Annotated in this window: 10 protein-coding genes; 8 read left to right on the top strand and 2 right to left on the bottom strand. The window is 76.5% G+C overall.

From position 1 onward, the window contains the following. Positions 1-591: 591 nt before the first annotated feature. From dxr to D5H78_RS09855, 6 genes are all read left to right on the top strand, one after another. Positions 592-1,773 (top strand): 1-deoxy-D-xylulose-5-phosphate reductoisomerase, encoded by a 1,182-nt coding sequence (dxr, locus tag D5H78_RS09880; protein ID WP_342782447.1) that lies wholly within the window; start codon positions 592-594, stop codon positions 1,771-1,773. A 39-nt stretch (positions 1,774-1,812) separates the two neighbouring features. After that, the gene (locus D5H78_RS09875) at positions 1,813-3,123 is read left to right on the top strand and encodes a M50 family metallopeptidase (protein WP_119950260.1); all 1,311 of its coding nucleotides are present in this window, start codon (positions 1,813-1,815) and stop codon (positions 3,121-3,123) included. 174 nt (positions 3,124-3,297) lie between these two features. Next, the gene (gene ispG / locus D5H78_RS09870; RefSeq protein ID WP_119950329.1) at positions 3,298-4,452 is read left to right on the top strand and encodes a flavodoxin-dependent (E)-4-hydroxy-3-methylbut-2-enyl-diphosphate synthase; all 1,155 of its coding nucleotides are present in this window, start codon (positions 3,298-3,300) and stop codon (positions 4,450-4,452) included. A 43-nt stretch (positions 4,453-4,495) separates the two neighbouring features. Further along, positions 4,496-5,338: a GNAT family N-acetyltransferase gene (locus D5H78_RS09865; protein ID WP_119950259.1), complete on the top strand. Its 843-nt coding sequence runs from the start codon at positions 4,496-4,498 to the stop codon at positions 5,336-5,338. Between the two features lie 50 nt (positions 5,339-5,388). Further along, entirely contained in the window at positions 5,389-5,844 is a 456-nt protein-coding gene (locus D5H78_RS09860; protein ID WP_119950258.1) for an RrF2 family transcriptional regulator, read from the top strand. A gap of 82 nt (positions 5,845-5,926) precedes the next feature. Continuing rightward, positions 5,927-7,726: a proline--tRNA ligase gene (locus D5H78_RS09855; protein ID WP_119950257.1), complete on the top strand. Its 1,800-nt coding sequence runs from the start codon at positions 5,927-5,929 to the stop codon at positions 7,724-7,726. Between the two features lie 24 nt (positions 7,727-7,750). Here D5H78_RS09855 and D5H78_RS09850 read toward each other — a convergent pair whose 3' ends face one another. Next, positions 7,751-8,194, bottom strand: a complete 444-nt coding sequence (locus D5H78_RS09850; RefSeq protein ID WP_119950256.1) for a ferritin-like domain-containing protein — start codon at positions 8,192-8,194, stop codon at positions 7,751-7,753. Further along, entirely contained in the window at positions 8,191-8,901 is a 711-nt protein-coding gene (locus D5H78_RS09845) for a hypothetical protein (protein ID WP_119950255.1), read from the bottom strand. The genes D5H78_RS09850 and D5H78_RS09845 overlap by 4 nt, the downstream gene beginning before the upstream one ends. A gap of 266 nt (positions 8,902-9,167) precedes the next feature. Here D5H78_RS09845 and rimP point away from each other — a divergent pair, with 266 nt between their 5' ends. Both rimP and nusA read left to right on the top strand, forming a co-directional pair. Next, positions 9,168-9,722: a ribosome maturation factor RimP gene (gene rimP / locus D5H78_RS09840; protein ID WP_119950254.1), complete on the top strand. Its 555-nt coding sequence runs from the start codon at positions 9,168-9,170 to the stop codon at positions 9,720-9,722. A gap of 1 nt (position 9,723) precedes the next feature. Continuing rightward, entirely contained in the window at positions 9,724-10,782 is a 1,059-nt protein-coding gene (nusA, locus tag D5H78_RS09835) for a transcription termination factor NusA (RefSeq protein WP_119950253.1), read from the top strand. The last annotated feature ends 7 nt before the right edge of the window (positions 10,783-10,789 follow it).

The raw sequence follows: 10,789 nt of genomic DNA, 5'->3' as shown, positions 1-10,789 counted from the left end.
TCACGGCACGACGTCAACCACCGGCCGGCTCCTGCGTCTGCTGCATCGACCGGGCTATGCCCTCCTGTCGGCAGCACCACGGGCGCATGATCACCGCCGGGGTACTACATGATCGCCGCCCGATGGGTGCATGATCGGCGCCCGAGAAGTGCATGATCGGCACCGGAGAACTGCATGATCGGCGCCGGGGGACTGCATGATCGGCGCCGGAGAACTGCATGATCAGCACCGGGGAGCTGCGTGAGCCGGGCCCGTCAGCCTGGCCGCGATCATGCACTTCGCTGGCCGCGATCATGCACGCGACCGGCTACGCCGGCTACGTCGGGGTCGGCAGGCCGCTCCTGGGACCGGCGACCACTCCCACCCCAGAGCCACACACCCGCACCGCCGAGCGCCCCGCGTTGCCGCGACCCCCAGCCGTGCGTGCTCCCGGAACCTGATGCGGCTCGACCCCCCGGCCGGGGGACTGCATGATCGCGGCCGTGCAGAGGAAGCGGCGAGTGAGTGCAGGTCCTGCGCGGGGGGCCGTGCCGGGCGGCCCCGGCCGTACCGGTGCGCGATGATGGGCCGGTGAGCGAGCAGCGCGAGGTCGTGGTCCTGGGGTCCACCGGGTCGGTGGGGACGCAGGCCCTCGACGTGGTGCGCGCCGCGCCGGACCGGTTCAGGGTCGTCGGGCTCGCGGCCGGCGGTGGCGACGTCGGGCTGCTCGCGCGGCAGGCGCTCGAGCACGACGTCGAGGTCGTGTCCGTGGCCCGGGGGACCGCGGCGGAGGACCTGCAGCTCGCGCTGTACGCGGAGGCGCAGCGGCGGGGGTTCAGCGAGGGGCGTACCCGCATCCCCAAGGTGCTGGCCGGGCCGGAGGCGGCCGCCGAGGTCGCCCAGTGGGACTGCGACGTCGTCCTCAACGGCATGACCGGCTCGGTCGGGCTGGGCCCGACGCTGGCGGCGCTGCGCGCCGGGCGCACCCTCGCCCTGGCGAACAAGGAGTCGCTCATCGCCGGCGGGCCGCTCGTACGGGCCGCGGCCGCGCCGGGGCAGATCGTCCCCGTCGACTCCGAGCACAGCGCTCTGGCCCAGTGCCTGCGCGGCGGCCGCGCCGAGGAGGTGCGCCGGCTCGTGCTCACCGCGAGCGGTGGACCCTTCCGAGGGCGCGCCCGCGCCGAGCTCGCCCACGTCACGCCGGAGCAGGCCCTCGCGCACCCCACGTGGTCCATGGGGCCGGTCATCACGGTCAACTCGGCGACGCTGGTGAACAAGGCGCTCGAGGTCGTCGAGGCGCACCTGCTCTTCGACGTGCCCCTCGAGCGGATCGACGTCGTCGTGCACCCCCAGTCGGTGGTCCACAGCATGGTCGAGTTCGTCGACGGCTCCACCCTGGCCCAGGCGAGCCCGCCCGACATGCGCCTGCCCATCGCGCTCGGGTTGGCCTGGCCGGCGCGCGTGCCCGGCGCGGCCGCCGGCTGCGACTGGACCCGCGCGGCGACCTGGGAGTTCCTCCCGCTCGACGAGGACGCGTTCCCCGCCGTACGGCTGGCCCGCGAGGCCGCCGCGGCCGGCGGGACGGCGCCGGCGGCGTACAACGCGGCGAACGAGGTCTGCGTCGAGGCGTTCCTCGCCGGGCGGCTGCCCTTCCTCGGCATCGTGGACACGCTGGCCCGCGTCGTGGGGGACCACCTCTCGGGGCGGGCGGGGAACGTCCTGGCGCTGGAGGATGTTCTGGAGGCGGAGCGCGACGCCCGCGAGCACGCGGCGGCGCTGCTGCCGGCGGCCTGAGGGCCGTACCCCGTCCCACCACCAGGAGCCACCGCGACGATGCCCACCCTGCTGACGGTCCTCGGGATCGTCCTGTTCGCCGTCGCGATCCTCGTCTCGATCGCGCTGCACGAGGTCGGGCACCTCGTGCCGGCCAAGCGCTTCGGCGTCAAGGTGACGCAGTACATGGTGGGGTTCGGGCCGACGCTGTGGAGCCGGCGGCGGGGCGAGACCGAGTACGGCGTCAAGTGGATCCCGCTGGGCGGCTACATCCGGATGATCGGGATGTTCCCGCCGCGGCCGGGCGACGACCCGCGGTTCCTGCGCGGCTCGAGCACCGGGCCGTTCCAGGCCATGGTCGAGGACGCGCGCCGCATGAGCCTGGAGGAGGTCGCCCCGGGCGACGAGGACCGGGTCTTCCACAGGCTCAAGGCGCGGCAGAAGGTCGTCGTCATGCTCGGCGGGCCGACGGTCAACCTGGTCCTGGGCGTGGTGCTGCTCGCCGTCGCCCTCGGGGGCATCGGCGTGCAGGGCATCGCGCGCACCGCCACGATCGGCGGGATCTCCGAGTGCGTGCAGCCCGCGACCGCGCCGGCGGCCGCCTGCACGGCCGACGACCCCGCGGCACCGGCGGCGGCGGCCGGGCTGCGCCCCGGCGACGAGGTGGTCAGCTTCGGCGGGCGCGAGGTCGGCACCTGGGCCGCGCTGCAGGACGCCATCGCCGACGCGCCGCCGCGCCGGCCGGTGCCCGTCGAGGTGCGCCGCGGCGGCGAGCTGCTGGAGCTCGAGGTCACGCCGATCCCCAACCAGCGCTACGCGGACGCGGAGCGCCGGCGCGTGGAGACGGTGAGCTTCCTCGGCGTGTCGCCGGAGCTGGTGCGCACGACCGTCCCGCTGCAGGACCTGCCCGGCGAGGTCTGGACCGCGGTGAGCCGCACCGCCTCGGCGGTGGTGGGCATCCCGCAGCGCATGGCGGACGTGTGGAGCGCCGCGTTCAGCGGCCAGGAGCGCGACCCCGAGGGCCCCATCGGCATCGTCGGCGTGAGCCGCATCGGCGGCGAGGTGGCCGCCCTCGAGGAGCCGCTGTGGACCAAGGCCTCGGCCTTCGTCTCCCTCGTCGCCTCCCTGAACCTCGCGCTGTTCGTCTTCAACCTCATCCCGCTGCTGCCGCTCGACGGCGGGCACGTCGCCGGTGCCCTGTGGGAGGGGACCCGCCGGCACGTCGCCCGGCTGCGCGGGCGCGCCGACCCGGGGCCGGTCGACGTGGCGCGGATGCTGCCGGTGGCGTACACCGTGGCGATCCTGCTCATCGGCATGAGCGGGCTGCTGCTCTACGCGGACCTGGTGAACCCCGTGACGCTGCGCGGCTGACGGAGCCCGGGCCCCCGGCGGACACGCCGCTGTGAGCGGCGAGACGCCCGCGCGGCACGCGGGCGTCGTCCCCCCGGGCGATACTGGACGGTGGTGCGCGACCCGCGGCGCGGGACGTACGAGCCCCTGATGCACGACGAGAGGTGGGACCTCCGCATGGCGGTGGACAGCACGGTGCCGGTGAGCCTGGGCATGCCCGCGGTGCCCCCGCGGCCGCTGGCGGTGCGCCGGCGCTCGCGCCAGCTCGACGTCGGCGGCGTCAAGGTCGGCGGCACCGCCCCGGTCTCCGTGCAGTCGATGACCACGACGCCGACCACCGACATCGGCGCCACCCTGCAGCAGATCGCCGAGCTCACGGCGAGCGGCTGCGACATCGTGCGCGTGGCGGTCCCCAGCCAGGACGACGCGGACGCGCTGCCGGTGATCGCCCGCAAGTCGACGATCCCCGTCATCGCCGACATCCACTTCCAGCCCAAGTACGTCTTCGCGGCGATCGACGCCGGCTGCGCGGCGGTCCGGGTCAACCCGGGCAACATCCGGCAGTTCGACGACAAGGTGAAGGAGATCGCGAAGGCGGCCTCCGACGCCGGCACCCCGATCCGCATCGGCGTCAACGCGGGCTCGCTCGACAAGCGCCTGCTCGCCAAGCACGGCAAGGCCACCCCCGAGGCACTCGTGGAGTCCGCGCTGTGGGAGTGCTCGCTGTTCGAGGAGCACGGCTTCCGCGACCTCAAGATCTCGGTCAAGCACAACGACCCGGTGGTCATGGTCAACGCGTACCGGCTGCTCGCCGAGCAGTGCGACTACCCGCTGCACCTGGGCGTCACCGAGGCCGGGCCGGCCTTCCAGGGCACCATCAAGTCGGCCGTGGCCTTCGGCGCGCTGCTCGCCGAGGGCATCGGCGACACCATCCGCGTCTCCCTCTCGGCCCCGCCGGCCGAGGAGGTCAAGGTCGGCATCGCCATCCTCGAGTCGCTCGGCCTGCGCCAGCGCGGCCTCGAGATCGTCTCCTGCCCGTCCTGCGGCCGCGCCCAGGTCGACGTCTACACGCTGGCCGACCAGGTGACCGCCGGCCTGGAGGGCCTCGACGTCCCGATGCGCGTCGCCGTCATGGGCTGCGTCGTCAACGGCCCCGGCGAGGCCCGCGAGGCGGACCTCGGCGTGGCGTCCGGCAACGGCAAGGGCCAGATCTTCGTCAAGGGCGAGGTCATCAAGACCGTCCCCGAGGCGCTCATCGTCGAGACGCTCGTCGAGGAGGCGGGGCGCCTGGCCGAGGAGATGCGGGCGGCGGGCGTACCCTCGGGCGAGCCCACGATCAGCTGGGCCTGAGCCCGGCGCCGGCGCAGGTGCCGCCGCGGTGAGGGGGGAGCGCGTGCTGCGGACGTCGTCGCTGCGCCTGTGCGGCGCGGACGACCTCGACGCGGTGCTCGCGCTGCTCGACGAGGACCCCGTGGTCAACGCCTTCCTCGCCGCGCGCGTGCGCGCCTCCGGCCTCGAGCCCTGGCGCCTCGGCGGGCAGGTGTGGGGCCACGTCGTCGACGGCCGGCTCGACGCCGTCTGCTACGCGGGGGCGAACCTCATCCCGGTGCGGGCGGGCCGCGAGGCGGTCGCCGCCTTCGCCGAGCGCGCGCGGCGCCAGGGGCGGCGCTGCTCCTCGCTCGTCGGCCCGGCCGCGCAGGTGCTGCCGCTGTGGGAGCTGCTCGAGCCGCACTGGGGGCCCGCGCGCGAGGTCCGCCCCGACCAGCCGCTGTGCGTCCTCGAGGGGCCGCCGACGGCGCCGCCGGACCCGCTCGTGCGCGTCGTCGAGCCGCACGAGACCGACCTGCTCGTGCCGGCGTGCGTGGCGATGTACACCGAGGAGGTGGGCGTCTCGCCGGTCGGGCACGACGGCGGCGCGCTCTACCGCGCGCGGGTGGAGGAGCTGGTGCGGGCCGGGCGCTGCTTCGCGCGCATCGAGGACGGGCGGGTCCTCTTCAAGGCCGAGGTCGGCGCCGTGACGCCGCAGGCCTGCCAGGTGCAGGGCGTCTGGGTCGATCCCTCGGTGCGCGGCCGGGGCCTGTCCGTCGGCGGCATGGCCGCGGTGGCCGAGCTCGCGCGCACCCGCCTCGCGCCCGTCGTCTCGCTCTACGTCAACAGCTTCAACGCGCCCGCGCGCGCCGCGTACGCCCGGGTGGGGTTCACCCAGGTCGGGACGTTCGCCTCCGTCCTCTTCTGACGGCCCCCTGGCCGGCCCGCTCCCGGCGCCCGATGGCCCAGAATGGGCCGGTGCACATCTCCGCGAAGTCCGACTACGCCGTGCGGGCGCTGCTGGCCCTCGCCGAGCGCCACCCGCAGCAGGTGCGGGGGGAGGACCTCGCGGCCGCGCAGGACCTGCCGCGCAAGTTCCTCGAGGCGATCCTCGGCGACCTGCGCCGCGCGGGCATCGTGCGCAGCCAGCGCGGCGCCGTGGGCGGCTTCTCGCTGCTGCGGGCCCCGGACGAGGTGACCGTCGGGCAGGTCCTGCGGGCCGTCGACGGCCCGCTCGCCGAGGTCCGCGGGCTGCGCCCGGACCAGACGGAGTACGCCGGGGTGGCCGAGCACCTGCCGACCGTCTGGGTCGCCGCGCGCGCCGCCCTGCGCGAGGTGCTCGACGAGGTGACCCTCGCCGACGTCCTCAGCGGCGAGCTGCCGCCGCGGGTCCGCGAGTTCGCCGGGCTGCCGGGGGCCTGGGCGCCGCGCTGAGCCCGGCGGGACTGCGTACGGGCCGGCGCCCCTCCGCGGCTATCCTCGCGGGGACCCCCTGACCTGCGAGGAGACCACCCCCGTGCTGCTGCGGATGTCGACCCTGTTCCTGCGGACGCTGCGCGAGGACCCGGCCGACGCCGAGGTCCCCAGCCACAAGCTGCTCGTCCGCGCCGGGTACGTCCGCCGCGCCGCGCCGGGGGTCTACTCGTGGCTGCCGCTGGGCTGGCACGTGTTCCGCAACGTCGAGCGCGTCGTGCGCGAGGAGATGGACCGCTCCGGCGCGCAGGAGGTGCACTTCCCGGCGCTGCTGCCCAAGGAGCCGTACGAGCGGACGGGCCGCTGGACCGAGTACGGCGACCTGCTGTTCCGGCTGCAGGACCGCAAGGGCCAGGACTACCTGCTCGGGCCGACGCACGAGGAGATGTTCACGCTCCTGGTGAAGGACCTGTACTCCTCGTACAAGGACCTGCCGCTGTCGATCTACCAGATCCAGGTGAAGTACCGCGACGAGGCCCGCCCGCGCGCCGGGATCCTGCGCGGGCGCGAGTTCGTCATGAAGGACTCGTACTCCTTCGACGTCGACGACGCGGGGCTCGAGCGGTCGTACCGGCAGCACCGCGACGCGTACGTGCGGACCTTCACCCGCCTGGGGCTGGACTACACGATCGTCTCGGCGGTGTCCGGAGCCATGGGCGGCTCGGCGTCGGAGGAGTTCCTCGCGCCGTGCGAGAGCGGCGAGGACACCTTCGTGCGGTGCTCGGCGTGCGACTACGCCGCCAACGTCGAGGCGGTGGAGACCCCCGTCCCCGAGGCGCTGCCGGTGGAGGGGCTGCCGGCCGCGCACGTCGAGGACACCCCGGCCACGCCGACCATCCAGACGCTCGTCGACCTGCTCAACGGGCGCGAGGACCTGCGCCGCGAGGACCGCGACTGGACCGCCGCGGACACGCTGAAGAACGTCGTGGTGCGCCTGCGCCACCCCGACGGGCGCGTGGAGGCGCTCGCCGTCGGGCTGCCGGGCGACCGCGAGGTCGACCTCAAGCGCCTCGAGGCGCAGGTCGCCCCCGCCGAGGTCGAGCCCTTCACCGAGGAGGACTTCGGCGCGCGCCCGCAGCTCGTCAAGGGCTACATCGGCCCGGGTGCGCTGGGTGAGGACCGCCCGGCCGGCGTGCGCTACCTGCTCGACCCGCGCGTCGTCCCCGGCACCCGCTGGGTCACCGGCGCCGACGCGCCCGGCCGGCACGTCGTCGACCTCGTCGCGGGGCGCGACTTCACCGGCGACGGGACCGTCGAGGCCGCCGAGGTGCGCGCGGGCGACCCGTGCCCCCGCTGCGGCGGCGCGCTGGAGATCGCCCGCGGCATCGAGATCGGGCACATCTTCCAGCTCGGGCGCAAGTACGCCGAGGCCCTCGACCTCAAGGTGCTCGACGAGAACGGCAAGCAGGTCGTCGTCACCATGGGCTCGTACGGCATCGGGGTCTCCCGCGCCGTCGCCGCGGTCGCCGAGCAGACGTACGACGCGCAGGGCCTGTGCTGGCCCCGGGAGATCGCCCCCGCCGACGTGCACGTCGTCGCCACCGGCAAGGACGCGACGGTCTTCGAGGCCGCCGAGCGGCTGTGCGCGGACCTCGAGGCCGGCGGCGCGCGGGTGCTCTACGACGACCGGCGCGGCGTCTCGCCCGGGGTGAAGTTCAAGGACTCCGAGCTCATCGGCGTGCCGTCGATCGTCGTGGTCGGCAAGGGCCTGGCCGACGGCGTGGTCGAGCTCAAGGACCGCCGCACCGGCGAGCGCGAGCAGCTCCCCGTCGAGGGCGCCGCGGGCGCGGTGCTCGCCGCGGTCGGGCTCGGGCAGCCCTCGGGCGCCCCCGAGCCCGCCTGAGGCGCCCGCCCGCGGCGCGCTCGCTCAGCGCCGGGCGGGGTCCCCGGGGAACGGGCGCACCGGCCCGCCGCGCCAGAGCGCGGCGCGCACGGCGCAGTCCTGCAGGGCGTCCGCGCCGATGCGCCGCAGGCGGCCCTCGGCCGCCGCGACGAGGTCCCCGTACGCCGTGCAGAGCCGGTCCTCGACGAGCGCGGCGAGCCGGGCGGCCGCGGCCGGCCCGGTCACCGGCGACGGGAGCGCGTACGCCGGGCGCGGCAGCTCGGGGGGCGCGCCGCGCTCGGCGAGCTCGGCGGCGAGGCGGTCCCGGCGCGCGGAGTGGGCCGCGTAGCCGGTGCTCGCGAGGTCGGCGGCTGCCGCGCCGGCCCGGGCGCCGACGACGCCGTACGCGTACACCGCCGCGTGCTCCCCGGCCACGGCCGCGCGCAGCGCCGCGGTCGCCGCGTCCTCACCCGGGCGCGGCGTGCTCACGCCGCCCCCAGCAGCGCGGCGTGCACGGCCTCGGAGGCGCCCACCGCCGCGACCAGCCGGGCCAGCTCCGGCGAGGCGCCCGCGCCCTCGAGGGCGTCCAGGCGCGACGCCGCGAGCGCCGCCTCGCGCCGGGCCAGGGCGGCGACGGCCGCGGCGGGGTCGCGGGGGACCGGCGGGACGCCCTCGGTCGGCGCCGCGGTGGGCGCCGTGGTGGGCGCCGTGGTGGGCGCCGCGGTCGGCGCGGTGGACGCGGGGGGTCCAGGGGACGCCGACGGGTCCTCCCCGGCGGCGGGCACGAGGGCGGCGAGGCCGGTCAGGTGCGCCGCGCCCTCGGCGCGCAGGGCCCGCAGCCGCCCGGCGAGGCCGGGGTGGCGCTCGGCCGTGGCGTCGTACGCCGCGAGCAGGGCGCGCTTGGAGGTCGCCACGGGCACGGCGAGCGCCTCGTCCGCCGTGGGCGGTGCGGGGCTCGCCGGGGTGCCTCCGTCCCCGTCGTCCCCGGCGCCCCCGCCGGGAGCGCCCGGCCGCGGTGCTCCGCCCGTCGACGGCGCGCCGCGGGGCCCGGCGCCGGGGGCGTCGGAGGTGGTGCACCCGGCGAGCCCGCCCAGCGCGGGTGCGGCGAGCAGGGCCGCGGCGCCGGCGAGCAGGCGCCGCCGCGCCGGGTCGGGGGCGAGCGGGCCGCTCGCCCCCGCGCCGCTGGTCGTGCCCACGCCCCGTCCTCCCGTCCGTGCCGCCGTCGTCCGTGCCGCCGTCGTCCGTGCGCCGTCGTCCGTGCCGCCGTCCACCGGTGCGGCCGTCCGTCCGCCGCTCGCCGGCCCGGGCCCGATGCTAGGCGGCGGGCCCCCGCGACGGTCGGGACGGCCCCTGCGGGCGGCTAGGCTGGACGACCGCGACGGCACCCCGACGGGGGCCGCCCGCGCGCACCACCGCACGACCACCGCACGACGACAACAGCAGACGAGGAGGCGGCGCCGACATGCCCAGGGGTGCCCGGACGGACGACCTGCGCGACCTCCTCGAACCGGTGGTCGCGGGGAGCGGGCTCGACCTCGAGGAGCTCGCCGTCACCCCCGCCGGCAAGCGCCGCGTCGTGCGCGTCGTGGTCGACCAGGACGGCGGGGTGAGCCTCGACACGGTCGCGGAGGTCAGCCAGCGGCTCTCGGCGGCGCTCGACGCCCCCGAGGCCGACCGGGCGCTCGGCGGCGCGCCGTACGTCCTCGAGGTCACCTCGCCCGGCGTCGACCGCCCCCTCACCGAGGCGCGGCACTGGCGCCGCGCCCGCACCCGCCTCGTGGTGGCCGACCTCGTCGAGGGCGGCGAGGTGACCGGCCGCGTCCTGGCCGCCGACGACGAGGGCGTCGACCTGGAGGTCGACGGGGAGCCCCGCCGCTACGCGCTGGCGGACCTGCGCCGCGGGCGCGTGCAGGTCGAGTTCTCCCGCCCCGGCGCGGGGGACGAGGACGAGGTGGACGGGCTGGACGGGCTGGGCGGTGCCCTGGACGGCGCGGCGCAGGACGGGACGGAGGGCTGACGTGGACATCGACATGGGGGCCCTGAAGGGGCTCGTGCGGGAGAAGGAGATCTCCTTCGACCTGCTGGTGCAGGCCATCGAGCAGGCGCTGATGCTGGCGTACCAGCGCACCGAGGGGCACCAGCCGCGGGCGCGGGTCGAGCTGGACCGGGGCACCGGCCACGTCACCGTCTGGGCCGCGGAGGTCGCCGAGGACGGCTCGGTGGCGCGCGAGTGGGACGACACCCCCGACGGCTTCGGGCGCGTCGCCGCGACCACGGCGCGCCAGGTGATCCTGCAGCGGCTGCGCGACGCGGAGGACGAGAAGGTCTTCGGCGAGTTCGTCGGCGTCGAGGGCGACGTCGTGTCCGGCGTCGTGCAGCAGGGGCGCGACCCGCGCACCGTCCTGGTCGACCTCGGCCGCGTGGAGGCGGTCCTGCCGCCGGCCGAGCAGGTGCCGGGGGAGCGGTACGAGCACGGCTCGCGGCTGCGCTGCTACGTGGTGTCGGTCAAGCGCGGGCCCAAGGGCCCGGCGATCACGCTCTCGCGCACGCACCCCAACCTCGTGCGCAAGCTCTTCGCCCTCGAGGTGCCCGAGATCGCCGACGGCACCGTGGAGATCGCGGCGATCGCCCGCGAGGCCGGGCACCGCACGAAGATCGCGGTCCGCTCGACCCGGTCCGGCGTCAACGCCAAGGGCGCCTGCATCGGCCCCATGGGGGCGCGCGTGCGCAGCGTCATGACCGCGCTGCACGGCGAGAAGATCGACATCGTCGACTGGGACGACGACCCGGCCGAGCTCGTGCGCCACGCGCTCTCGCCGGCGCGGGTGAGCGCGGTCGAGGTGGTGGACCCGGTGGCCCGGGCGGCCCGCGTCACTGTGCCGGACTACCAGCTGTCGCTGGCGATCGGCAAGGAGGGCCAGAACGCCCGGCTCGCCGCCCGGCTCACCGGCTGGCGGATCGACATCCGGGGCGACGGCGGCGGCGGCGAGCCGCCGGCCAGTGACAGCGGGAGCACCCAGCGTGGTGTGTCGCGACCCGCCGGCTCGGGCGCGACCGAGCGCCCGGCAGCGCGCTAGACTCGTC

Origin of the sequence: Vallicoccus soli (genome assembly GCF_003594885.1) — a bacterium.
GTDB classification, from domain to species: domain Bacteria; phylum Actinomycetota; class Actinomycetes; order Motilibacterales; family Motilibacteraceae; genus Vallicoccus; species Vallicoccus soli.
The sequence above is the reverse complement of the archived record's forward strand: the minus strand, read 5'-3'. Positions and strand labels throughout refer to the sequence as shown.

Excerpts from the sequence above, each read along its gene's own strand:
- D5H78_RS09875 (WP_119950260.1), top strand. The coding sequence starts at position 1,813 with ATGCCCACCCTGCTGACGGTCCTCGGGATCGTCCTGTTCGCCGTCGCG.
- rimP (WP_119950254.1), top strand. The coding sequence starts at position 9,168 with ATGCCCAGGGGTGCCCGGACGGACGACCTGCGCGACCTCCTCGAACCG.